Annotated in this window: 22 protein-coding genes and 1 pseudogene; 8 read left to right on the forward strand and 15 right to left on the reverse strand. The window is 40.7% G+C overall.

Features of this window, described 5'->3' with window-relative positions; translation table 11 throughout:
* The first annotated feature begins 40 nt into the window (after positions 1 to 40).
* Positions 41 to 427 (forward strand): DUF3119 family protein, encoded by a 387-nt coding sequence (locus V7K30_RS19220; protein ID WP_335001941.1) that lies wholly within the window; start codon positions 41 to 43, stop codon positions 425 to 427.
* Positions 428 to 450: 23 nt separating this feature from the next.
* Here V7K30_RS19220 and V7K30_RS19225 read toward each other — a convergent pair whose 3' ends face one another.
* Positions 451 to 636, reverse strand: a complete 186-nt coding sequence (locus V7K30_RS19225) for a hypothetical protein (protein ID WP_335001943.1) — start codon at positions 634 to 636, stop codon at positions 451 to 453.
* 80 nt (positions 637 to 716) lie between these two features.
* Here V7K30_RS19225 and V7K30_RS19230 point away from each other — a divergent pair, with 80 nt between their 5' ends.
* Both V7K30_RS19230 and plsY read left to right on the forward strand, forming a co-directional pair.
* Entirely contained in the window at positions 717 to 1,991 is a 1,275-nt protein-coding gene (locus V7K30_RS19230; RefSeq protein WP_335001945.1) for a DUF3086 domain-containing protein, read from the forward strand.
* A 76-nt stretch (positions 1,992 to 2,067) separates the two neighbouring features.
* The gene (gene plsY / locus V7K30_RS19235) at positions 2,068 to 2,745 is read left to right on the forward strand and encodes a glycerol-3-phosphate 1-O-acyltransferase PlsY (RefSeq protein ID WP_335001947.1); all 678 of its coding nucleotides are present in this window, start codon (positions 2,068 to 2,070) and stop codon (positions 2,743 to 2,745) included.
* Between the two features lie 53 nt (positions 2,746 to 2,798).
* Here the strand turns inward: plsY and V7K30_RS19240 are convergent, their stop codons facing one another.
* The 11 genes from V7K30_RS19240 to V7K30_RS19290 form a co-directional block, all read right to left on the reverse strand.
* Positions 2,799 to 3,056 carry a hypothetical protein gene (locus tag V7K30_RS19240; protein WP_335001949.1) on the reverse strand — a complete coding sequence of 86 codons (258 nt, stop codon included), beginning with the start codon at positions 3,054 to 3,056 and terminating at the stop codon, positions 2,799 to 2,801.
* Between the two features lie 63 nt (positions 3,057 to 3,119).
* The gene (locus V7K30_RS19245; RefSeq protein ID WP_335001950.1) at positions 3,120 to 3,359 is read right to left on the reverse strand and encodes a hypothetical protein; all 240 of its coding nucleotides are present in this window, start codon (positions 3,357 to 3,359) and stop codon (positions 3,120 to 3,122) included.
* A 368-nt stretch (positions 3,360 to 3,727) separates the two neighbouring features.
* Positions 3,728 to 4,300 (reverse strand): hypothetical protein, encoded by a 573-nt coding sequence (locus V7K30_RS19250; protein WP_335001952.1) that lies wholly within the window; start codon positions 4,298 to 4,300, stop codon positions 3,728 to 3,730.
* Between the two features lie 119 nt (positions 4,301 to 4,419).
* Positions 4,420 to 6,021, reverse strand: coding sequence for a hypothetical protein (locus tag V7K30_RS19255; RefSeq protein ID WP_335001954.1), 1,602 nt, complete (start codon positions 6,019 to 6,021; stop codon positions 4,420 to 4,422).
* On the reverse strand, positions 6,018 to 6,722 hold the full coding sequence (locus V7K30_RS19260; RefSeq protein ID WP_335001956.1) for a hypothetical protein: 705 nt from the start codon (positions 6,720 to 6,722) through the stop codon (positions 6,018 to 6,020). Before V7K30_RS19260 ends, V7K30_RS19255 begins: the two co-directional genes overlap by 4 nt.
* A 50-nt stretch (positions 6,723 to 6,772) precedes the next feature.
* The gene (locus V7K30_RS19265) at positions 6,773 to 7,597 is read right to left on the reverse strand and encodes a hypothetical protein (RefSeq protein ID WP_335001957.1); all 825 of its coding nucleotides are present in this window, start codon (positions 7,595 to 7,597) and stop codon (positions 6,773 to 6,775) included.
* Positions 7,598 to 7,733: 136 nt separating this feature from the next.
* Positions 7,734 to 8,795, reverse strand: coding sequence for a hypothetical protein (locus tag V7K30_RS19270; RefSeq protein WP_335001958.1), 1,062 nt, complete (start codon positions 8,793 to 8,795; stop codon positions 7,734 to 7,736).
* Between the two features lie 176 nt (positions 8,796 to 8,971).
* Positions 8,972 to 9,859 carry a hypothetical protein gene (locus tag V7K30_RS19275; protein ID WP_335001960.1) on the reverse strand — a complete coding sequence of 296 codons (888 nt, stop codon included), beginning with the start codon at positions 9,857 to 9,859 and terminating at the stop codon, positions 8,972 to 8,974.
* A gap of 110 nt (positions 9,860 to 9,969) precedes the next feature.
* Positions 9,970 to 12,717, reverse strand: a complete 2,748-nt coding sequence (locus tag V7K30_RS19280; RefSeq protein ID WP_335001961.1) for a hypothetical protein — start codon at positions 12,715 to 12,717, stop codon at positions 9,970 to 9,972.
* The gene (locus V7K30_RS19285) at positions 12,671 to 13,042 is read right to left on the reverse strand and encodes a hypothetical protein (protein ID WP_292764466.1); all 372 of its coding nucleotides are present in this window, start codon (positions 13,040 to 13,042) and stop codon (positions 12,671 to 12,673) included. Before V7K30_RS19285 ends, V7K30_RS19280 begins: the two co-directional genes overlap by 47 nt.
* 18 nt (positions 13,043 to 13,060) lie before the next feature.
* Positions 13,061 to 13,678, reverse strand: coding sequence for a hypothetical protein (locus V7K30_RS19290; protein ID WP_335001963.1), 618 nt, complete (start codon positions 13,676 to 13,678; stop codon positions 13,061 to 13,063).
* Positions 13,679 to 15,278: 1,600 nt separating this feature from the next.
* On the opposite strand from V7K30_RS19290, the gene V7K30_RS19295 reads away from it, so the two are divergent.
* The 3 genes from V7K30_RS19295 to V7K30_RS19305 all read left to right on the forward strand — a co-directional run bounded on the left by V7K30_RS19295 (position 15,279) and on the right by V7K30_RS19305 (position 18,300).
* Complete coding sequence (locus tag V7K30_RS19295) at positions 15,279 to 16,304, forward strand: substrate-binding domain-containing protein (protein ID WP_335001965.1); 1,026 nt, start codon at positions 15,279 to 15,281, stop codon at positions 16,302 to 16,304.
* A gap of 1,130 nt (positions 16,305 to 17,434) precedes the next feature.
* Positions 17,435 to 17,863: a hypothetical protein gene (locus V7K30_RS19300; RefSeq protein ID WP_335001967.1), complete on the forward strand. Its 429-nt coding sequence runs from the start codon at positions 17,435 to 17,437 to the stop codon at positions 17,861 to 17,863.
* A 203-nt stretch (positions 17,864 to 18,066) separates the two neighbouring features.
* Positions 18,067 to 18,300: a DUF3134 domain-containing protein gene (locus tag V7K30_RS19305; RefSeq protein ID WP_300419985.1), complete on the forward strand. Its 234-nt coding sequence runs from the start codon at positions 18,067 to 18,069 to the stop codon at positions 18,298 to 18,300.
* 129 nt (positions 18,301 to 18,429) lie between these two features.
* Here the strand turns inward: V7K30_RS19305 and mltA are convergent, their stop codons facing one another.
* Both mltA and V7K30_RS19315 read right to left on the reverse strand, forming a co-directional pair.
* Entirely contained in the window at positions 18,430 to 19,713 is a 1,284-nt protein-coding gene (mltA, locus tag V7K30_RS19310; protein WP_335001969.1) for a murein transglycosylase A, read from the reverse strand.
* Positions 19,714 to 19,815: 102 nt separating this feature from the next.
* Positions 19,816 to 21,162, reverse strand: a complete 1,347-nt coding sequence (locus tag V7K30_RS19315) for a proton extrusion protein PcxA (RefSeq protein ID WP_335001971.1) — start codon at positions 21,160 to 21,162, stop codon at positions 19,816 to 19,818.
* Between the two features lie 87 nt (positions 21,163 to 21,249).
* Between V7K30_RS19315 and V7K30_RS19320 the strand changes: the two genes are divergently transcribed.
* Positions 21,250 to 23,430, forward strand: coding sequence for a recombinase family protein (locus tag V7K30_RS19320; RefSeq protein ID WP_335001973.1), 2,181 nt, complete (start codon positions 21,250 to 21,252; stop codon positions 23,428 to 23,430).
* 108 nt (positions 23,431 to 23,538) lie between these two features.
* Here the strand turns inward: V7K30_RS19320 and V7K30_RS19325 are convergent.
* Positions 23,539 to 23,973, reverse strand: a pseudogene (locus V7K30_RS19325) (YidH family protein); the annotation flags it as partial.
* A 176-nt stretch (positions 23,974 to 24,149) separates the two neighbouring features.
* Here V7K30_RS19325 and msrA point away from each other — a divergent pair.
* The gene (gene msrA / locus V7K30_RS19330; RefSeq protein ID WP_335001975.1) at positions 24,150 to 24,818 is read left to right on the forward strand and encodes a peptide-methionine (S)-S-oxide reductase MsrA; all 669 of its coding nucleotides are present in this window, start codon (positions 24,150 to 24,152) and stop codon (positions 24,816 to 24,818) included.
* The last annotated feature ends 145 nt before the right edge of the window (positions 24,819 to 24,963 follow it).

Here is a 24,963-nt window from a genome sequence, read left to right on the forward strand (position 1 = left end):
AATAGGAGAGACGCCTACTAATAAAGCAGGATTTAAGATTGTGACCAGTTCATTTGCTTCTAACTCCACATCAACTGTGGAACTCAAGCCTAGTTACAATATACCTATAGTGTTGGTGATTGCCGCTATTCCACTACTGTTGGTACAACCGTGGGTAGGCTCCGTTTTCACACTGTTTGGTTTGTTTCTCATGTTTCAGGCGTTAACGCTGCGTTTGCAATTTACCGCCACCGACTTAGATATTTACAGAGGCGAAAAATTGATTCAGCGCTTTCCCTACCGGGAATGGCAAAACTGGCGGATATTTTGGAATGGAGTCCCCATCCTGTTTTACTTTAAAGAAATTAAAAGCATTCACTTTCTGCCAATTTTATTTGACCCCAACACCTTGAAAAGTTGCTTGGAACAACGTTGTCCACGTATTTAGTGCTGAGTCCTATCTGTGCTGAGTCATTTTGCTCTAGACTCATAACGAGCGCGAGAAGTCGGAGCGGTGGCTTCCCTTGACTCTGAGCGTCGGACTCGACGAAGAGGCTGCGCCAACGGATAGCGCAGCCCGCCGCAGGCATCAGAAGTTCGATGGTCGAACTCTGAACTTCTCCTAACAGGAGACGCCAAGGGCGAATGGTAACTCATGACTCAGGACTTTTATGGCAGGTCAATTGTAATATTTCTGAAAGCTATTTATTTGCGTCATAGGAATTACACTATTGTTTATGAACCCAGAGGCATCTCAAACCCCAGAACCAATTGATGAGCGGTTGGCAGAAAAACAAGAACAGAACAATGCAGTTGAACATCCAGTAAATCCATCTGTTGAGTCAGTAGTAGAAACAGGAGCCATTAGCTCGTCAGAAGACTACACAACATTTGAGCCACTCATTTCCAATGCAGAAGTGGTAGATTCTCCAGTAGAGCTAACAGAAAATTCAAATGGCGAGTTTGTAGCGCAGCTAGAAGCGGAAAATGTCGCACTGGGGTCAGAAATAGGAGCAGAAAATCATTCATTATATGCAGAAGCAGAGCAGCGAGTGGCAGAGTTGCAGAGTGCTGAAGCAGCTCTCAGGGAAGAAATAGCCAAGCTGCAAGCTTTTTACAACAAACTTCAGGCACAAGTGAGTGAAACTCAAACCTCACTGGGACGACTTGTGCAAGAGTCGCTGGTGCAGTTAGAACAACGCAAACAAACCCTGCAAATTTCTGTAGAACAACTAGAACGCCGTCAAGAACGTATCCGCAATGAGATGCGAACCACTTTTGCTGGTGCATCCCAAGACTTGGCAATTCGGGTGCAGGGTTTTAAAGACTATCTCACAGGTAGCTTACAAGATTTGGCCTCTGCCGCTGAACAGTTGCAACTTACACCAAATGTGGTGGAACGAGAAAAACCATCTGTAAAAGAGGCTAAACCAGTTGAACCCCAACCTGGAATACCGCAATTTGCTCAACAGCAGTTTCAAGATACTACAAAGCAAATTCGCCGCCTAATTGACCAATACCGCAATAAACCAGATTACTACGGCCCGGCGTGGCAACTACGCCGTACCTTTGAACCAGTCCATGCAGAACGAGTTTCCAACTGGTTTTTTACCCAAGGGGGACGGGGTGGTTTGCGGACAATGGGTAGCCGTTTGCAGAATATTCTGATTGCCTCATCTGCAATTTCGATATTACACAAGCTGTATGGCGATCGCGTCCGTACTTTAGTCTTAGCTAATACACCGGAGCGATTAGGTGAATGGCGGCGCGGCTTGCAAGACTGTTTGGGAATCGGTCGCCCAGATTTTGGGCCAGACCGGGGCGTGGTATTATTTGAGGCATCTGATGCTGTCGCTCAGAAAGCAGACCGATTGACGAAAGCCAATCAACTGCCCTTAATTATCATTGATGATTCAGAAGAGCAAATCAGTTTGTCACTGCTGCAATTTCCCCTGTGGTTAGCCTTTGCTCCTGACCCCAAAACAGTGAGAAACTATGATGATGACTTTTAATTAGTCAATAGTCCAGAGTCAAAAGGTATTTCTCTGGACTTTTTGAAATTTGAATGCGTGAATTTTGAATTGTATTATGGCTATTTGGTTAACTCTGTGTGGGGCAATTGTTGTCATAGCTTACCTACTGGGTTCTTTTCCCACTGGGTACATTGCTGTAAAGCAGTTAAAAGGTATTGATATTCGAGAAGTTGGTTCAGGTTCCACTGGCGCAACTAATGTACTAAGAATCTTGGGGAAAGGGCCAGGAGCATTCGTTTTAGTACTTGATTCCTTAAAGGGAGTATTAGCGATCGCTCTAGTTTACTGGTTATTCAATTTTGAGCCAATTCAAAATTATATCCATCCAACGGTAGATGCAAATATGTGGAAACCATGCATAGTAATTTTAGCTGGGTTAGCTGCCATCCTGGGACATAGTAAATCAATTTTTTTGGGTTTTACCGGTGGTAAATCCGTTGCTATCAGCTTGGGGATTTTGTTGGCAATGAGTTGGCAAGTAGGTTTAGCAACAGCAGGTGTGTTTGCCGTCGTTGTGGCGATATCGCGGATTGTCTCTTTAAGTTCAATTGCAGGTGCGATCGCAGTTTCCATTTTCATGGTACTTTTGCATCAACCGTTACCCTATATTCTGTTTGGGATTGCCGGTGGACTATATGTGATTTTGCGCCATCGCACTAATATTGAACGACTGTTTGCTGGTACTGAGCCAAAAATTGGGCAAAATGTAGCGACACCAGAACAAACTGCATAATTGACTAACTAATACATATATTTTTTGCCCCCGTGCTTCAGCCGGGGCTAGGTTTACGAACTAACGTTGCCTTTAATTAAATGATGGAAAAGGCGGCAAGGCCACAAAAAAGCTCCACAGATACTTACTGAGGCGATGGCGGCCACAACTCGCCAAGTCGAACTAGGCTCAGTGGCAGACTCTGAAGGATGAGCTTGTGTACTTTTAGCTAGTTCTGGCACTGAATGAGATAGCTGACTGGCTGTACTCACCCCTTCAATCGCTGCTCCAATTAGATAAGCTACTAGGGCAATTACTAGCCAGTGATTCATAATATTCCACTGTTTGAACTCTGAGCGGATGCTTGGGAGGGAGCAATCATTTGATTTATCGTGCTAATGATTGCCGCCTTGCCCGAAAGATAATCGGCCTTCAGCCGTATCGCGAATGAGGGGCAGTTTAGATTTTATATAAGTATTGAGGGTGCTATCTGCCTGGGCATCAAATCCCTGCTTAACTTTTAACTGCTGGAGGAGCAATTGGACTAAAGCAGCATCCTCAAAACTGAGCAGGGTGTTGACCTGGGTAGATTCGATTACAGCCCAGAGCTGTTGCATCATTTTGGCACTCACCATGAGTCTGTAACCTCTTAAGCTTTTCTTTATATTTGCACGGATTTGGAATTTGTGGTTAGTTTTTATCTGAAGATTTATTTAGTTTTTATCTGAAGATTTATAAAGATATGGGCTAAAAATGCCTGAATAAGCCAATACGGTTAAGTTATCGCATTTTTTCAATTGATTGAAATACAACACTCCTCATTCCCTGCCCTAACCGTGGTCTATAAAGAAAGAAAATTGCTGTAAGACTTAACTTCTCTCTAACCTTGCTTAAAAAGGAGAGCAAGGCTTTTAAAAAGCCACAATGCAGACATAGGTAAGCATCAGCGCTTTTTGTGGCGGGGAAACTTCAGTGGTCGTCATTGGCTACTTTTGCTAGAAGTTTATTGTGAAACCCTGGCACAAGCTCCTTCCTGACCAGAAGGATCGGAAAAAATTGCTAAAGTGTGATATTCAGGGTTATCTGTTCCATATAACACTCGAAAAGTATATAACTTGTTTTTACCTTGCGCTTCGGTAACAACTGTTAAAAGTGTATTGCTAGTGGGAGGAAGTCCAGGAATGTCCAGTTTTTTAATTCGTCTGAGTTGAATTACATTTGCTGCTGAGTTTTTACAATCTCCTCCACTAGTATTAGGTTCTTGACCAAACTGCATACATACTGGCCCATCAAAGTCTATAGTTACCTGTGATGGATCGTTTAACCAAACTTTTTTAATTACTTCTCCAGCCGGAATAAAGCTTAAGTTTGTTCCTTCTTGATACCAAACGTTGATAGTAGGTATTAGTCCCCCTAAACCCTGTGCTTGGCAGGAAAATATGGAACGCAGAACGGCGTTATTAGCTACAGCACGGCCTACTAACAAGAACATAGCAACCGAGCAAATTAAGGAAGCTATAGATAGGAAATAATAATTATTTCGGGTATTTCCTGACAAGTTAGTATTATTTTTCATGGTTACAAATGGGGGAGATTGGTAGATAGAATAAAGGGAGATGGGAAAGATGGAAGGAAAACTAATTACCAATTACCATTACCCAATCCAAAATCTAAAATTAGTATAAATCCTACCTTCTAAAACTGGGTTGCTTGATTAACGTATATTTCAACGTTTGTGCCTGCTGGCAAAAACCAAACACCACCTTGTTGCGACATTTGGGCGATCGCCTGTTGATTACGTTGGGCAATTTGGGGTACTACAGAGTTCAAACCACCTTCCACAACCCCAGCTGCAAGGTTGCGTCTGGGCTGAGTGACAGTAGTAAGGCTGGTGGTGCTGCTGGTGGAGGCGGGAGTGGTGCCATTGGCTGGGGTGTTAACTGTACTAGGAAGTGGTATGACTTCAGTATCAGGGAGATTGACTAACTCTGCTGCTTTACCAATACCTCCCAAAATGAATAGTCCTGCATCCATTGATGCTATGGACGAACTTTGACTAGGAAATTTATTTGCGATTAAAGGTTTACCTTGGGTACCGCGAAGAATAATTGCATTGTTGGGTAAGCTTTGTTCTGTAGGGTTGCTGTTATTTCGCGAGATAACTTTGACTATGTTCATCTGCAAAAGACCTTGTTCGGAAAGGGAACCAATTTCAGCTAGGAATTCGGTGTTTGCGGGTACAGCGATCGCACCATCGGTAGATTTTAGTGGTTCTGTCAATCGGACTACAAATACGTTTTTCTGTCCACCTGTTTCATCACCACCGCCTGATTTAGTATTAGTTTCCCCAAATATCGCTGTTGCTAACACAGCTTTAGCACTACTTCCTACTGCTACAGATTTCTCTCCCTGCGGTTGCGCTTGGCTCACCGCAGGAGCAGGAGTTCCCTGTTGTGAGGTTTGTTCCTGCGGCTGCGTATTGTTTGCAGGTTCAGGAGCAGCTGCGATGTTATTAGGTTGTTCTGTAGCATTTACTTGACCGTAGCTACCTAACTTTGCTAACCTTCTCCACTCTTCAAATGCGCTTGGTGGAGGTGGTGAAGTTATATTGATTACGGGTTGAGTGTTTGGCTTGACAACTGGTAGCTGGGGTGATGGCAAAGGTTGAGAAGCCGGTACTTTTACGATGCGCTCAACTGTCACTGTCCGAGGCACATAAGCTGTTGGTGGGGGTGTTGGGATCACTTTCTCTCTACCTCTAGAAGAAATTGACGGTTCTTGTAAGGCTACTGTCGGCGTTGATTTGGCAGTTCTTAGCTGTTGTTGGGCGGCTTTCACCATCTGTGCTTGTTCAGTCAGAGCTAATTTCGTTTTCAGAGTATCTACTTCGCCTGCTAGCTGTTGAGAGGTAGATTCATCAGTTGGCTGCTCACGCACTTGTGGAGTAACAATATTTTCTGGCTTTTTATTGCTGGGACTCATCAACTGGGACAAAAACACACCACCCACCAAAACTATCGCTAAGGTAGCAGCCCCTACCAAGCCTAACTTTGCAAAAGGATTCGATGAGAAAGGTTGCTTAGTCTGAACTTCTTGTGGAAGAGATAGCGATTCTTGCGGCGTTGCAGAGTCTTCTGATCCTTGGGTATCGGTAGAAGAAGATTCTTCTTCAAAGCCGACTAACCTTGACATCCGTGATTCCCAATCTAAAGATTCTACTTCTGGTTGGCGATCGTCAGTGGTTAGAGTAAATCCATTTTGGGGAGGCGTTTGGGCCGGAATTGAGTATCGAGTCATGGTAAAGCTTGGTTAGGATTTCCAGAACAATTTTTATCTTTGATTTCACATATATTATAAATTTCTAGTCTGGCTTCACCAAGGCGGTAAGCTGCGAAGTGTAACGGTAGTGCTGCATTTGGTAGTGAAGTTGCTGGTTCATCTATTGCTCTTACTAAAATTTGTTTATTAAAGGAAATTGATTTTCCCAACCTATCATAACTGCTAAAAACTAATTGATTGGCAAGGATCTCTACTTTCCACTTTCCATCGCCTATTTCTGTAGGTTGAGAAATTTTTTGGATTACTAATACATTCTCTGCTCCTCTATTAACATTTTCAAATTGGCTATCTGGATTTAAATTAGTAAGTTCTGATTTAAGTTTTTGTTTAAAATTATCAGCTACTAGTTGGGAGGTAATTTCCCAGACTTGTGTTGGCGGCTGTTGATCTGACCAGGTAAGCATTAAGCTCATAGTTTCACCCACAAAGCGCCGAATAGCCTCTGGCTGTCGCTTTAAATTTGGTTCGGGGTCTACGGTTATAGTGCGACCATCAACAAGTTGGACTAAACTTTGAGGTGTGAGTTGCCGACCTAACTGTTGTAACATAGACCCGTGAAAGATTAGTACAAGCAAGGTAAATAGATGTAACCCAAATGTTCCTACTGCCAACAGTGGTAATGGGCTATTTTTCTTATTTTCTGGTTTGAGTAATTGCATTAATAATTGATTATATAAATTGAGCTATGAGCCAGTGAATTAGAAATTGATTATCTGACAAAGCTATCAGATGTTTGTCCAGTCCCGCATTGCCTAAATTTATCTTCGTTAAGGTTGTTGTAGCTATCTAGCAAACATAAGTTACGAATTTCATAAATTTCTAATCTATCAGCGCGGACACTATAAATTGCTTTTTGCAGATCTGTGCCATTGTCGGTTTGGGGATTAGCGAAATAATCTGCTGCACGGACAAGGAAATCTTTGTTAAAAGGAGTTACAAGTTTTGCACCACCAACTCGGTTTTTTTGAATTAAGTCGGCTACCATACCCACTCGCCACTTACCTGGCGCAATTTGTTTTGGCGGATAAACCCGCTTAATAACTAATTGTGATGTCATAACAAGGCTGGGATTTTCAGAGAAAACTTCTGGCGGTGTCATTTCTGCAACTGTGCTTAAGAAACCTTTGCGAAAGTCTTCTGATAAGGCAAAACTAGCTATCCAACTGCTGGTACTAATTTTTTGGCTACTCCCTTGAGGTGTTTGAATAAGAATTCCTAAATCTGATTTTGGGTTTGCAACTTCTTCGATAGTTTGTGGTGGTAAGGTTCCAGACCAGCTAAACATTGATATCATCGTTTTGCTGATGAATTGGCGAATTGCTTCTGGTTCTCTTGCTAAATCATCAATATTAGCTACTGGTTTACCGTTGATTAATTGCACAAAGTTGGGAGGTTTTCTCAGACTGAGTTGGCGAATCTTTAGCCCTTGAAATATGAATATAAGTAAAACTAATATATGTAAACTGAAGGTAGCGATCGCAAAAAGTGTCAAAACACTAGCTATTGATTGTCTTTTTTCCAGTAAACGCACCATTTACTCACCTCTTCTGCAAAAAAATTCAGCTATTCTATATAAATTATCATTTGCATATAATTCAGCAATTACGACACTTGCAAAAATTTTATTCATTTTGAATACTTCGACAAGCTCAATACAAGTTTTGAATTTCCTATATCCTCTCCTTTACTAAAGAAGCCGTATTGCTGATAGCACTGAAGACTGCAAAACCGCCAGCAGCAGCCACAAATAATGATAAAATTGGTGCTAAAATTCCCAGAAAAATTATGAACCACATTAAGTCTGGATCAGCATTAGCATTTTGACCTGGCCCATTTACAATCACTGCGGCAGTCAGCACAGCAATAATATTGAATGAAATCTTGGCGATTCCAATAGATAAAAATCCAGTTACCCATGCAAAAATTGGTTTACCAGCTACAGGCAGTAAAGACCCACCTACGGCTATTGGCCCTAAAACCGCTATCAGCAACATAGTAGCTTCTATCAAATTCTGGAAGGCATATTGTAAGGAAACTAAAAAGTTTTTTATGCTTGTTTGGACTGTAGAACCTAATAAAGAATTAAATGAGATTTCTGATATAAAGCCTTTGTTATATCTAATATTATTTACCTTAGTTTGTAGCCTATATATCCAAATTTTCCTTCCGTATGTATTTCTATATTTCTGCAAGAGAATATTGACCTTATCGGCAGCGCTGACAAAGCATTGACTTTGTTGAGCGCCAGTTAGCGATTGGCAAGGACGCAGAAAAGAACCAGTTACTTCTTCAGCAACACTCATATTCAGTGCTTGTTGGTACATTTGACCCGCATCTGCTGATACCACTACTTGCTGATTCACAGTGTTTAAAAAATCCCTGACTCCCAGTGTCAAATTAGAAAGGATACTTCCCTTCCCTGAATTACTTAAGAGGATCACCACTACAAAAGGCCAGATTAAAGCTGATATTGGACGACTATATTCGTAGGATATTAAGTCTTTGAGGAATTGTATCATAAAAAATAACAGGGTTCCTACCGCAAAAAAAATACCCAGATTTGTCAGCGCTCCATACAAGTTATTACTAGTATTATTTTGTAATAAATCCAGCCATTGTTTATTCCAACCTTCGGCAATACTTAGAGAAGTTACGACACCATTATCGAGAACCTCATTAATGCCTACTTGAGCACCTACTTGGGCAAAAATTAGTTGAATAGCAAGTTGCATTTTGAGTTGATGGGCTGTTTTTTTTAGATTTCGTAGGGTGCGTTACGTTCATAACGCACCATCCAGGATGCTTTCGGTGCGTTAGCGGCAGCGTAACGCACCCTACCAAACTGTTTTTTAGATTTGCTGTGGTTTGTAAAAAGTTTAAGGATTTTAAAAATTGATTGTATGGAAAATTAGAGTTTTTTTATCCTCAAATCATACTTATCAACTTCTTTTTTACTCGCACTCCGAAACAAATCTAGTTGAGAAGTAGCTCGTAAAAGTCGCGCTGCTTCTGTAGATGTATCTACCCTCCGAGCGCGATTCGCCTCTTCTGCCTGCTGAGAAATATTTGCTAAATTTAAATTAGAATATTGTAAAGACTGATTCGTTTGTATTGTCTGAGCAAAGGTTTCACCTAAAATTACTGATTGTGCCTGTTGAATCTTAATAGTTTGCAAGTTATTTTCACCTAGCATTTGTGCTAAATTTGATAAACCAGAAATAGTACTTATAGCGGCTTGGGCTACATCGCTTTTTCCTAGCCCTGTAGTTAATTGACTAAATTTGCTACTAAATAGGTTGTTCTTTGCCCCTGCCGTCTCGTTAATTGCGTCAATATCTTTTAGTGTGTTTTCAGTATTTTCTAACTTTACTTGTGTCCGATTTTGTCCATCTTTACCAAGAATAGCTTCTGCTGCTCCACGAGTAATAAAACGATTGAGTTCATTACTAACTAAATTTGCCCGTACTGCTGCATTATTTTCAAAGCGGCTTGCTTTAGATTCTGAACGATAAGATTCGTTGATAATGTTATCACGAACATTTTGTCCCGCATCGACGGGGTTAGGTATCTTCAATTCTGTATTTCCCTTAGCACTATCAAGAGCATTTCGGCTCTGTGTTTCTACAGGGTTTAAGTTTTCGCTCAGATTATTTTGAAAGTATATTCCCATATCTGTGGAATATAATTTAAAATTAGTCCAAACCTCTCCTAATCCCGATCCCAGTTGAACTTGTGCTATTGCTGGTAGGATTGCCAGGGATAACAACGTAAAAGTAAAAATGGTAGTTTTTCGCATACATTTGTGCCTGAAAAAGGTAGACGATATTAAGTAGCAAGTCAGGAATTTAGCTTTTTAACTATGATTTATAACTTTTTAAATCACTGTTAACTGCTTATATAACCCGATTAACTACTACGGAGAGTAGCCACTAACTGACGTGCAAATGCAGAAATTGCTTCATACTTATCGCTATGAAGTTGCATCATTTTGCTCCGTGCAGTTTGTTCAGAAGGGTTATTAGCAACTGCTGCCAATTGTTCGTAACCTGGATAATAACGACAGAATGTATAAATACCGTTATCATCTAATAGCCATTGGCTATAAACGCCTTCTTTCCGGGGAAAAAAGCTTTCTGAGGCATTACGAGAAATAACTTGGCGGGGATATTTCAAGATGTCTGCAAAACTATCTACTGCAACTGGCTGAATGCGTCCAATCAATCGTGTTGTCAGGTTTTGCAAAATTTTAGATGCAGCTTTAGATTTGGCAATGGTATCAGGATCTTGTCCTGATAAGATGACTCTGATCCCGGCTTTAGCACCGTTCGCACAAATTCTGCCAACTAAGTCAGAAATTTGCTCGAATTCAAATAAAATTGGCGCTTCATCGATGAAGAATATGGAGGCTGGACTACTTAATGCGCGTCGTAATGCTGCTGAATAGGCACTCAAAGAAAGTACGGCTGCATCTTCACTATCTGATAAGTTTCTGAGAGCAAAAACTAAAAGTTGTGCATCGGTAGGAAAGCTGGATGGTGCAGAAATGGCTTGTCCCACACGACTAGAAAGCCAAAATCGTAAGCGCAGCTGAATTTGACTAAGGGCGTCTTCTACTCTGCCAGTTAAAGAACTTAGCTGCAAGTGTTCTGGTGAACAGAAAAACAGAAAATCTTTTAAGGTAGGAGTTTTCAGCCAAGCCTGAGTGCCAAATCCTCCCGCCATCGCCTGTCGATATCGCTCTTTCATGCCCTCATCAGCAAAGAAGGCTTCTAATGCTAAGTTGAGCAGCGATCGCACGGTTTGCGATAAAATTTGACTTTCACTGGATGATCCTAAAACCATTGTCATTAACGCTGATTCTAGGAAGGCGGTATAATCGTTAAAGCGATCGCGCTGTTGTTCTGGTTCTAGCGATCGTAAGTCTGGCTGTTCAAATAAGTTATTCGATTGTTTAGAGATATCAAAATAGGCCCCATTTCCCTCCATAAACTCTGTGTAGTCAGTAAAAGTAGATGTGCCATCAGGTTTAGGGAAATCTAACGCCACTACAGGAATGCCATGCGCCAAAGCTTGAGTTAAAATCCCTGATACCAACACCGATTTACCAGCACGAGTTGTGGCAAACAAAGCTAAATTTTTGTGCTGATTAAATAAATCTAAATGTACAGGTGTTCCGCCTTCTTCAGCAATCAACTCAAAGCCTTGTTTATCACCCCGTTTAGTTAAAACTAAAGGCATTAATCCGGGAACTTCACTTGTTAAATATAGCTGGCGACGGTTAAAGGGTGTTGCTAACAAACCCTCCCAAACTATCGGTAGAGTTTGTAGCCAAATTTTCCAGGCGTACTCAGTTTCCCTAATTACTCTTGCTGGACGTTGAAAACAGTTTTCAATATATCTTGTTGCCTCATCTAATTTATCGACAGTTGGACGATGTACCAAAATAGCGATACTCGTATAAATCGGGACTGCACCTTCAAATAATTGTTCTTGTGCTGCTACCGATTTCTTCAACTTTAATTGAGCATTGACATCAATAGTTTTACTTTTTTCTTGAGCCATGATTGTCGTCATGTTTGACTGTTTCAGCACTCGTTGCAGGGTAGTTTTCACCACTGCTGGATTTGCCGCAGTCAACTCACAAAAAATCTCTGTATCTACTACTCTTTCTCTGGCCAACAGTTCCCATAAATAGCGCAGTTGGGCAGATTTATTTGGCCAACCTCCAGGTTTTTCGAGAAATGACAGTGCGCCAATATAACGATTGTTAACATTAACCCAGCGGCGATCGGCACAAGGGACGCTAGACTCCATCAGCAAAGTAGTGCCGTGGATATTGTCTATAAGCAATTTAGTACTAGCTAAATCTGAATTAACTTGCTCGTGTAGTCCTTGTTCATCTAAAGTCATTAACTGGGGAATATCTATTGGATCTGTATCATTAAACCTTCTCCATATCTCCTCCCAGAGTTCAACAGCTGTCAAAGGCTTGACATCCAATCCCATTTGGTTAGATAAAATTTGTTCCCAGCGGAGAAAACCCTGTTTGTAAGCATTTGTAATCAGGGTTTCAATGCGTTGGTTTTCTACTTCTGAGAGATCCCCTTTGAATTTCAACCACCATGATTCAGCTTTGACTAAAAGCTTCTCTATCCAATCATCTGCATGTCTGGAATTGGATTCAATGGTGTAGGTGACATAAATCCGCAAAAATTTTGGCTTCCGAATCCCAGAAATAGTCAGTTCTTTGACTCTAGCTCTTTCCGCCATCAACAAATATTTGATATCTCGTGATGGCGCATTTCTTATTAGTGATGCTAATTCTTTTTGGCGCTCTTTGTCTGAACTAAAAGATCCCAAATGCAGTGTCATCCTTTCACCGCTAGGAATGTCTTTCAATCCAGCTTCAATATTATTAAAAAGTGTATCGATTTGTTCGGGTCTTAAGGTGGTATGAATTCCCTTACAGTCAAAACCAAAAACAAAGCAGAACCGATCTTTTTGAGTGCCTTTTGTCAAAAGGTAACCCCCAATATCACGTCCATTCATTGCGACACGTAACATTGTCGCCAAGTGTAAGGCATCTTCAAATGGTGTTAATCTACTTTCATTTCCGGCGATGCCGACGCTTTGTTTTCCGATTTTTTGCTTCATGGTTAACTTCCAATAAGCTTTGATAACGAGCAAAGCCTCTTGTCCAAGCGGGAACGCCAATAAATTTACTTAAAAAACTCCAACTCCTACCACCAGTTAAAATCCACCAAGTTCCGATTCCCCAACCAGTAATTAGTACTGTCCACAACCATTTTTGAAACTCTTCTTGGAAAATCCCCCCAAAAATCCCATTGATAATAAAGTAGGAGGCTAAGGCAATTACCGTCCAAGGAAGAATTTGATCAGCAGGGATTGGTCCTAACGAAGGTTGGCTTCCCAGAACCTGATTGACTGGACGAAATTCTTGTTCCCGCTCTTGAGACATTTGAAATATCTGAATTATTTACGGCTGTGAGCCAATTACAAAGCGTGTGAGTACATCAGCAATGGTAACAGCAACAACGACTAATAGGGGAGTTCTGGCAATGCTTTGCCAATCTTCATCTTTACGCACTGCGTTAATCACACCAACCAGCGAAATTGCAATATAGAGTAAGTAAATCGCCCGCAACACATTAAATATCAAACTTATTGCTGTCTCGCTACCACCACCACTACTTGTTGCTGCACCACCTAAGTTCTTTTTGAAAAACTTTTCAGCTTCCCCAAAAAACTGTGCTTGTGCGGGGGCTGCAAAACAGTCTAACCAATATAAACTGAGAATGATGGCTGCTGCTAAAATTTGTAATAATATTAGCGATCGCCTTGGTAAATTCACCTGCTGCCCAATTTGCTGGGTGATGACTGCAATTAAACTACCAACTAGTAAACAAAAAAGCAGGATAGGACTTTTTAGGCTGATAACGCTTAGAAGTACAGCACAAGCAATCAAAAAAGGTACAGATTCAACCAGAATAATCAGGCCGGATTTCAGTCCCAGTCTTAACTTATGAGATCCTTTGACCGCACTACCAGTTAAAGCTTTGAAAAAGTTTCTCTGGTGAGAACTTTGTCTAGACATTTGCTAATTTTCCTATGGTGTACTATGAGTATTAGGTGTCTAAAATTTTACAGTTATTATAATTTAACATGATTTAACATTCATTTTTAATCAAAATTATCAAGTCGCAGTAAAGTCATACATTATATACAAACTATTATTAAGTTAACTTAAGAGAATATTAAGTTTAGTTTAAAAGGTAAGTATGCGTGGTTTGAGAAACTAGTTTCGAGCTTTAAACCAGAACTGCTACAGTCCTCCTAGACTTTTTCTATCCCAGCGCTTTTGCCTCAATTAGAGGTTAGCGAATCCGGTAGAAACGCGAGACAATGCTTGGAAGCAGAGTTACAAGTTGTATAGAAAACATTTTATTCCTCCAAGCAACCTTTTTGTGAGGTGTTATCCTTACCTAATGTCCTACAGATTACTACATAAATTGCTACAACTTTAAGGAACTTTGCAACGCATTGGCTACAGTATCCCATCTGCAAAGGCCTTTGGGAATACTTTTGGAGATGATGTTAGCACTACCATCCATATACGCGTTAATCAGTCTACCGTCTGTAGCACGAAATAGACAAGACTTTATCCTTTTGCTTAAATATTCCGAATGTTTACAATTTTGTTTTTTGTCAAAAAAGATACTCCAAATTACTCGGTGATAGAAAACACCAAACACGCGGTATAGATTTCTGGTATTATAGCTAGATTTTTCAGCTATTTTTTTGCGACGCCTAGGTTGGGCTATTCGGCGTCGCAACTAATAAAAGGATGAGTGATAAGATGCTGAAACAACGTATTTTCGTTAATACACACGCTGAGTAATTTGTAAACTGCGTAAACTCTATTAATTACTTATTAAAACCTCTAAAAAAAACCTTAATAAGCAAAACCATATATAAGCGAAGGTTTCAGATTTTTCTCTGACGAGATAAATAAAAAGCGCTACAAAAACCACTTTTCAAACACCTCTAAATTCCAGAAATATATTTAACTTTTTTAATCTTTCCATAATGCAATCATGACTTGAGCTTTACCTTAACATTATATTGTTGATTTAGTTGGCATTTAATTTAACAGCTATTAGCTGTAGCAGTCCTCAAAGATTCGTGAAATTCTGACTTTCTTTACTTCGCACCTTAGCGGTAGTTTGTGGCAAACTGCTGCACATCTACATTAAAGAAAGTTATTTTCATAATTCAGATAAAATTGCCATCCCAAATAAGGTAAGTGGGTAAAACTAAACATGGCTTTTTAAAAGGGTATAAGAGACGAGAATGTGAATTTAGGTATGATTCATAGTACCTAGTAACTACTCTCTTATACTAAAGCCAATAAATGTTTATTTATACAAACTTACTTTGCGAATGTAGAGTTTTTAACTAGCAAATAATCATGTCATAGGGTGGATGAGCAATAGCTTAACGCCCTCTACATCTTTAAAATTTTGCCTTGAATTTGCTCTACATTCTTCAGAGCTTTGTGAAAACTTTGGGTTTATTAATAACCTTTTTAATGCCAATTGTTTGTGCTTATAGAAGGTTATTTATAATCACCAGTTTGACACTTGATTTGGATTTGATAAGGTGTTGAACCGGAAATTAATTTGAAGGAGCTTGACATGGCTTTTTATCGCGATCGTCAATTGACCCATTTGGCAAGTTCAGTTTCTGTATTTGCCATGACAATTGGTTTAGTAGTAGGTCAATCTGCTACTCAGATATCTCTAGCTGCGACCTCTATAGGTAATGGTGCAGGCGCAAGTACTGTAGGTGCTTTATTTGCAGCTCTAAAATCGAGTTTCACATTCACATATACTGCAAATGGTAGTGGCGCAGGGTTAAAAAGTTTTTTCACTCAAACCCCACCCACTGGTACTCCTAGCCCAATCACTTTTGCAGATAGTGACGACCCCGTAGCCGGAACAGAAAAAGTTACTGGCGGTCGTGGTTACGTCCAAGTGCCTCTGGTAGGTGTCGGAATCACATTAGCTTTTAACACTAATGGTCTGACTGTACCAGCAGGACTTAAGCTTTCACGAGCTAGTTACTGTGGTATTTTGAACGGTAGCATCAAAAATTGGAACGATAAGAGCATTAGTGCAGATAACGGTCGCCAAATAGCACTCAATCTACCCATCAAAGTTGTACGTCGTGCTGACTCAAGTGGTAGCACTTTTATTTTAAGCAGTCATCTCAATACTGTATGTAAGACTCCAGGTGTTCCAGCAGCTAATGTATGGAATAGAGGAGTGGGTACAACTGTTAGTTGGCCAAGCACTTTCATTGGTGCTACTGGTGGCGGAGGTGTAGCCACTGCGATCACAAGTAATAATGGTGCAATTGGTTATGTGGATAATGCTACCCGTTTAACTAAAAAGCTACCTGCCGCACTCTTACTTAACAAGGCAGGTAAGTATATTGCTGTCTCACCAGCTTCAATTACAGCGGCTATTAAAGATGGGACTGTTGTAACATACGGTACTAAGCTGACTAGAATTGATAATTTGACCGATCCCAAGAGTGCAAGTGCTTATCCCATTTCCGGAGCAACTTATTTCTTGTATTACTCAGACTTAGACTTTAAAGGGTTCATTACAGCTGCAAAAGCTTTAGCTCCATCTCTCGGATATGGTTCTGTTCCGTAGGTTTAGAAATTGACCTAGCAGCCTATTGGAGAATTCAGCTGTTAATTTTGTTGACAAATTTTAACAGCTATTAGCTATAGTAGTCCTAAAAAATTCGTGAAATCCTGACTTTCTTTACTTCGCACCTTAGCAGTAGATTGTGGCATACTGCTAAGGTTATTTATAATCGCCAGTTTGACACTTGATTTGGATTTGATATGCAGGGTAAGCGCATCTCAAATGGCATTGACAAAACATACCTTTAATGTGTTAAGCATAGAATAAAGATTTATGATTCGGTTGATTTCTACAGGCTAATAGCAAATATCTTAGACAGGATATGAAGATGATGCCCCAGAATTATATTTACAATCCGGAGGGTTTATTTAGGCGATTATTTATGTCAATAACTCGTAAAGATGCTCTTAATTTTTAGAAAATATCAGGCAATAAATAAATGGGTATAAATAAATATCAGAGAGTTTGTGATTGCGATCGCCATTAGGCGTTACTGTAGGGTACGAAGTTAAGCGATCGCAGGGGTTGAGAATTTGGGTATTTTGCTTGTTAGCGGGGTATCAATATCAACCGAGATATAGGTGAAAAAGTTCAACAGAACCGTCAACTATGTTATAATTACATGGTTGAGAAATATTTTCGGTCATGTAACTGACTATATAGACTGCTTCTCCGAATCTAAATCTCTACACCCTTTGATTCTGGAGGTGTTTGATGTCAGTTTATATTGCTAATTTATCCAATGAAGCCCAATGAGGTTGAAGATGATGACCTAGAACAGGTCTTCTCAAATTAGGGATTATGTTAAAAGAGTTTTGGTGTCTATCAACTAGAAAAGTGGTGAAAAGAGGTGATTTGCCGTTGGAGAAATAGAAACAGACGCCGAAGAAGTAACGGCTATTCAGGCGTTGAGAGATATCTAAGGGATCGGTCATAGTCTCAAAGTTAACAAAGCTAAGACCTTTAGAGATGAGAGTCTTCAGCATTCCAAAACTTGAAATTTTTAGTGCGCGGAAGTGTATTGCAATACCTCGCGTGAAACTTATACATCTCAATGTCAAAAAATGTGCTAAGAAGAACGGACAGTAAAGTTTGTCACAAAGCCAGACAACATACGGATACTACTTGAACTTATGCCAACGGATATAATTACCCGTCCTGAATCCCTTACAGAAGATTGTTTCTTTACTTATGCCCTTGGGACTGATTTGCATGATACTAATTCGACAGCCCAATATTTACGCCGAATCAGAAGAGAAGATAAACCATATATTGACTTAGCTGTTTCTCCCAGACCGGGTTATCGGTTTGAGGTTTGCCTTATCCCTGTTGAAGGGTTCGCTCAAGAAACAATTTTGACAAAAGATGGGTTCGCCAAAGCTTTAGCGATTATTTGTGCTGTATCTAACAAAGCTAGGAAGCGATTCCCTTCAGGAAATGGACAAGATATAGTCCGGTGTCAATTTAGCAACTTAGCTGATGCAGTAGCTGTAGCGAACAGATTGTCTGCATTACCCTCTAATATGTATGAAACTCTCGCCAAGCTACCAAATGCCTTGTGAGATGGTGTCCGCTTGAAGATTTATCATATAAGACTGATGCGAAGAGATTTCAATGGTAAGTAACTAGACGGACAAGAGAATAAAAAACTCAATGGTTCATATTTCATCTGTTGACAAAAGACTTGTCATACAAGACTTTTAAGCTTAGTGTAGAACTTTCCTGTTTTTGCACTGTAACCCGTAATTCAAAGTGAGCTTTTTTTATGCCTATTAGTCCTTTACGTGAAGAACCTCGTAACCAGCGAGCGCCTGTAATTCGTACAAGTAATGAGTTTATTCTCTTGGAATGGTTAAAGTCAACTGGTCGTCTAATAGAGCGTGAACATCAAGAATCTGAGTATCTAAATGAAGTAGAAGAAATTTCAGAAATGATAGACCTTGACGATATCCCTTATGATCATGACGATGACGATGCTGAGATGGATATAGAAGCGTAGTCTTGGCGAATAGAATTCTCGGCTACACAAACGAGAGCTATTAAAGTCAAATCAAGAGTTTGAAACCCGCGCAGGCGGGTTTTGACTTTGTAGATGCGGTTTCTAACCGCCGATTTCAGGTTAAGTTAACTACTTGAGTAATAGATAAAATAATTGTCCATTGCTGACTGTAACACCAGCGCGATCGCCTGCTAATTTCCCAGTACCTAAAAAATAATCTACTCTACCTGCACCTTTAATTGCACCTCCGGTATCTTGGTCAAGAACATAGCGACTAACGATGCGCTCCTCCATTTTTCCGGTAGGATTAACAAAGGGAATAGAAGCGCGAATCAACGCTAAAGCACCAGGGGGCATGAGGGATTTATCTGTAGCAATAGAACGCTCTGCTGTTAATGGTACGTTGATAGAACCTTGGGCTGGTTCACCATGATTTTCTTGAAAAAAAACAAAGCTGCGATCGCGCGGAATATAAATATTTAATTCTTGGGGATGCTTTTGGAAATAGTCGAGAATAATTGGCATAGTTATACCTTGTAGTGGTAATTTGCCATCATTCACTAATTCTCGGCCAATGCTTTTGTAGTTATAAGCGGTATTACCAGCATAGCCGATTGTTGTCTGAGTCCCATCGGGAAGCTGAAGCCTCGCCGAACCTTCAATTTGAGTTAGATATGGTTCAAGGCGATCGCGAAACCAAAACAACTCTAATCCTCGTAATTTCCCTTTTGCGCTTTGTAAACCATCTGCTCCTTCTAATTCCAAGCGTATAGGATGAGGCTTAGTCCAGGAGTTAAAATCAGGAGGTAAGCGATAAACAGGATAACGATATTCTGCTGTGGGGACACGACTGGCTGCGTAAAGTGGCTCATAATAGGCGGTGAATAAAACGGAACCTTTGGTGTCTTTACCGACTGACTGGTAAAGAACAAATTCTCGCTCAATGGCTTGATGTAATTCTGTTGCAGAATTAGTTTTTAATAGGAGTTCGCGGAATCTTTTCAAGCTTTTGAACACGCGATCGCGTTTAATCTCAGCCACCGAATAGTTTTGATAAGCAGCCACAGCATTAGCTGTTTGCAGATATTCGAGACTGCGAGCGATCGCACTCAACAGTGCCTTTTTATCTGCGATTTGTCCATAGAGTACTTCATCCAAACAAGAGATATCACCTTGACAACAAGTAACTGGTAGTCTCTGGATTAATGGTGCTTTTTGCTTTTGTGTAAGTGCATTTTGATTTTTAGCAGTCAAGGAAACTGGTATATCCCACTTTTGGACACGACATTCTGGCGGGCTGAGTTCTTGATGCGCCAAAGATGGCATCCGCACCAGCAAAATCGACAAAACCACAGGTAAGCTGATGGCGATAACTTTGTTAAACTTTCCTAACCTAGCAAGTGTCTTTTTCATCAAAATTCAAAATTTTTGAGATTATCCCACTTCGCTCAAAATCAAAAATCAAAAACCAAAAATAATTTACTGCCCCATGCCCCATGCCCTATGCCCAATCCCTTATTCATTCATATTCCGGTAAGTAGCAACTGCGGAAGGCGATATCCGGTTCAAATATCGGAATATCCAATACTTAAAAATGGTATCTAAAATCACTGGAAATGTCGCAATAAATAAGAAGATAAAATCTCGATTTGCTGGTAATCCCCAATGACGCGATACACCTTCTAGGAGGACTTCCCAGCCATGAGGAGAGTGGAATCCTACAAATATATCAGTAAACAAAATGATGATAAATGCCTTGGCACTATCACTAAGTCCATAGACAATATGATCAAAGAAATCTTTGATTACAGCAATAGAAGACTTGCTGACGATTAAAAGCCAGATAAAAGCACCCACCGAGAAAATATCTGCAAAAACATTTTTGATAGCATTAGAGCTTTCGTGACGAAATTCTTCAGCAACCTCTGTGGCCTTATTTTTCATTTCAATTTCCATCCGCTCTGGTGAAAGTGGAGGAGCAATTCTAATCAGATTTTCAAACTTTAGCTTTTCTTCAAATCTTTGTAATTCTACAAGGGCTTCCTCTTCCATTTCTGAATTGAGGAATATCTGGATTTGCTCATTGCTTTTAAAGCGCTCAAGAATTGGGCCTACTACGAAAGCTTTTGCTATCTGATGTGTCAGTAATGGTACGATAATTAATAGTAAAATAAATCTGATAGATATTATTGTTCTTCTTTGACCCTGACGAAAACTCTGAATTACCTCTTGTTCAGAATTAGGGTCTAATTCAACTTGCAGACGAGTGATAGTACTTAAAATAGAGCGGGGCAAAACGCCTGTTGTATCGACTTTACGCTTGAGTTTTGATTTTTTATCCGAGTCTTGAGTTGGTATTTTGGGTGGTAAAGTTGGAGTATTGACGAGCAGCGACTTGTTGTCGGATATTACAGAGTTAACTGGTAGATTTGAAGGTTTGACTACTAAAGCTTGAGAATTTATTTGATCAGAAATTGTTGTGTATTTGGATATGACTTGATCGATGAAGTTTAGCTTTTCCAAAACCAAAGAAGGACTGAGATACTCTATACCTACTTTCTGAGCAGGTTTTTGATTTTCTTCATTTAAAAACCAACGGCTTGCTTTCAATTCTGTAAGCCGCATCCTTGCAATTTTTAATAGCTTTTTTAGGTCTGACTCAAAATAATCCATCACACTGTTACTGTACATGGCTGAGTCAATGTCTATTTTTTTACCATTGAAATGCTTATCTTCTATTTCCTTAATCTTTAATGCTGCATCGTAAGCTTCATATAAAGAACGTTCAGGAGTCTGTAAGTACCATCGATAAGCAGCAAGTAAGAAAGAATAGATTTTTTGGCTAAAAACAGAGTTTTTCATTAGAGACAATCATCCAGCATTATTTGGTGATTCTTAACCTTAAGTTAACGCACGAAGTATACTAGCAAATCTACAAGGAGAAAGTTTGTGGTTTCTCATTCGGTTTGGATTGTTGGCACTAGCCGCAGTGGTAAGACGGCTCGCTTGGTAGAGCAATTTTGTAGTTGGGTACAACCGGAAAAGCAGTATACTGAATCATTTTATACTAAAAAGCAGGGACGTAAAAAAGGCGAACGCATACCCGAATTTTTATATCTTAAACAAACAGAGCCAGGAGTTTTAGTCTTAGCTGCCAATGATGATAATCGTCGAGAATTGGGAGATATAATTGTTACATCTACCTTGGGAAAATATCCGGTTCGTGCCAAGACGCCGCTAGGTTTTTTCCAGGATGAAGTTATTTTATTTTGGCCGTTGCTAATTAATTCGTTGAACCTGAAAGCACAGTTTCCGGTAAGATTGCGGCCAGAAACCGAACAAGAGTTAGCAACCAAACTCTGGCGTCCCCAATTAGACGAAGAAATTTTACGGATTGCGGGAGTGAATGAATCTCGCTTAGTGCGTCGCATTTTAGACTTGTTGCAATTAGCAGCTTACAGTGGTGTACATTGCGAAGATATTGCCCAGATTTTGACAAGGGGTCTGGGGGAAAATCCTACAACTTTAGAGCCGGAATTTTTGGCCTCTTTGCTCCTAGATTGGCGTAACTGGTGTTTAGAGAGGGGGTTACTAACTTATGGGATTATTACTGAACTTTATAGTCAATATTTGTTAAGCGATCGCAATTACCAGCAGCACCTAACTAAACGCTATCAGGCGGTACTGGCGGATGATGTAGATGATTATCCTAGCGTAGCGCGTCTTCTGTTTGAGTTGCTATTAGATCAAGGTGCAGTCGGCGCATTTAGCTACAATCCCGACGGTGCGGTGCGATTAGGATTGGGAGCAGATCCCAACTACCTAGAAGGGCTAGCAGAGCGTTGTCGGGTAGAAATCTTAACCGGGCCGCCTCCTGAGTCTCTTGGTGAACAACTCGCTAAACAAATGGTGGAATTAGTCACAGAACCGATGGTGCTGTTGAGTTTACCTGAGATTGTGCATTCAATTCAAACCACCTCCCGCGCCCAACTATTGCGACAAACAGCCGAGGTAATTGCTAATGCCATCCAATCACGGCAAGTGCAACCAGAACAAGTGGCGATTATTGCACCAGGTTTAGATGCGATCGCTCGTTATACTCTAGTAGAAATCCTCGTCAAACAAAACATCCAAGTACAATCGCTGAATGACCAACGTCCCTTAGTTAGTTCACCCGTCATTCGCGCATTACTCACCATGCTGGCACTAGTTTATCCCGGCTTGGGACGCCTCGTAGATCGGGATGCGGTGGCAGAAATGCTAGTTGTATTGAGCAGGAAACAACAACTACCAGAAAACTCTACAGACGCGATTAATCGCGTCTCTACCGATATTGATCCGGTACGCGCTGGTTTGCTTGCAGATTACTGCTTTGTACCCCATCCCGATCGCCCCAACTTGCTACCAGTGTCAACCTTCGAGCGCTGGGATAGAATCGGCTATGCAGCGACTACAGCCTATAGTGAGATATTAGAGTGGTTAGAACAGCAGCGATCGCAACAAGAATTGCGGTTAATTCCCAGTCCAATTTCCCTCTTAGACAGAGCAATTGTGCGTTTTTTGTGGAATGGTAGCAATCTCCCGTACGAACAACTAGCAGCATTGCGGGAATTATTAGAAACCGCCCAACACTACTGGGAAATTGACACCAGGTTACGACAAATTGCCCCACTTGAGACAACGCCTTACACAACTATTATCGAATTCATTCAACTACTGCGACGTGGTACGATTACCGCCAACCCTTACCCTGTGCGCTCCATCGGTGGAGCGAGAAAGGCCGTCACCTTAGCAACTATATTTCAATATCGATCTAGTAGGCGATCGCACCGTTGGCATTTTTGGCTAGATGCTGGTTCACCTCTATGGGCTAAAGGTGGTGCAGCTACTTTGTTTGGTGCGCCGTTTTTTCTGCGAGACAGATTAGGCGAACCTTGGACAGCAGAAGATGAGAAATTGGCAGAAGAACAAAGACTGCGAAGGATATTGACAGATTTACTATCTCGTGTATCCGAAAGAGTTTATTTGTGTCACAGCGATTTAGCCGTGAATGGACAAGAGCAATTAGGGCCGTTGTTACCTTTGGTGAATGCCTGTGTAACGGTTATTTCTGAGGCTAGTGCTAAGTAAGGCTTAGATCCCCGACTTCTTTAAGAAGTCAGGGATCTTGTTGTAAAATATTTGTTTGTATTGAGTAGTAATTGTCCCCTTATTAACATTGGCGTTTGGGGTTAATCTTTGCAAATTTCGGGACTGTGGTTGAATTGGAATAGGAGAATGAGAAGGGACTTTATCACGCCTTAAGAGCAAAGGAATACTGAGAAGTCCCAAAATAATTACTACTCCGGTCATTATCCAAACCATTAACCTATTTGGTGTATAATCTGCTCGTTCAATTTGCCAGAAAACTTCGTTGTATCGCCACGCAGCTAAGGCAACAGTCAAAATTCCACAAATTACCAAAGCCAAACCCAAATTTTCCGAGTTGGATAATGGATTTACTGGAGGTTCTTGTTGAGTAATAGCAATATTCAACTGGCGCAGAAATATACCAAATCGTGCGATCGCAAAACCAAAGCTAATCAATGCAATAGAAGTGCGTAGCCAAGCCAGAAAAGTCCGTTCGTTCGCTTGATGCTCCCTTTGACGATCAATTTTCGGTATTTTATCCATGACTATCTTCTGATGCCAATTTCCCCTTGATGAATAGCATTAACTAGTGAAACAAACACTCAGATGCATCTGTAAGCATCAACATAATCCAGCGAGGATTCTGAGAAAACCCCAAGCGATCGCTAGAATCTTTAGAATAGTAAATAAGGTAAAGATATATATCAGAGTCAAAATCAATGGCACTATTCGGATTCGGCAAAAAGCAAGTTATACCCACGCCTGAAGAAGCTTTGTCAGGAAGGGCACAGTCTATGTCAGTACCAGCCGCTCATTATGTCAACAAGAATCCCTTAAAAGCTCCTTATCCCGATGGATTAGAGAAGGCAATTTTTGGCTTGGGCTGTTTTTGGGGTGCAGAACGCAAATTCTGGCAACTTAAAGGAGTTTACACCACCGCAGTCGGTTACGCTGCTGGATTCACACCCAACCCCACCTATGAAGAGGTATGTAGTGGGCGAACCGGTCACAATGAAGTGGTATTGGTTGTATTTGATCCCAAAGTAATTAGTTATTCTGAACTGCTCAAAGTTTTTTGGGAAAGCCACAATCCTACCCAAGGGATGCGCCAAGGTAATGATGCTGGCACTCAATACCGTTCGGGAATTTATGTATATTCTGAAAGTCAAAAGCAGCTAGCAGAAGCATCGCGGTCAGCTTATCAGCAAGCTCTCAATGGTGCAGGTTATGGCAAGATTACCACAGAAATCTTGGATGCGCCGGAATTCTACTATGCAGAAGCTTACCATCAGCAATACCTGGCTAAAAATCCTAATGGGTATTGTGGTTTAGGAGGGACAAACGTATCTTGTCCTGTAGGTGTAGTTGAATCGCAAGTGAGTGGATAAAAATGCACTAGTAGTTCACAGATGTGTAATTGTGTCAATCTAAAATCAAAACCCTTTTAAAACCTCGTTTCCAGCCTTTGGCTGGAAATGCTCTTCAATTGCGGCTCTGCCGCGAGTAAGGGAGGCGGCAGCCCTCACAATAGGC

This window comes from Nostoc sp. (genome assembly GCF_036917655.1).
Taxonomy (GTDB): Bacteria; Cyanobacteriota; Cyanobacteriia; order Cyanobacteriales; family Nostocaceae; genus Nostoc.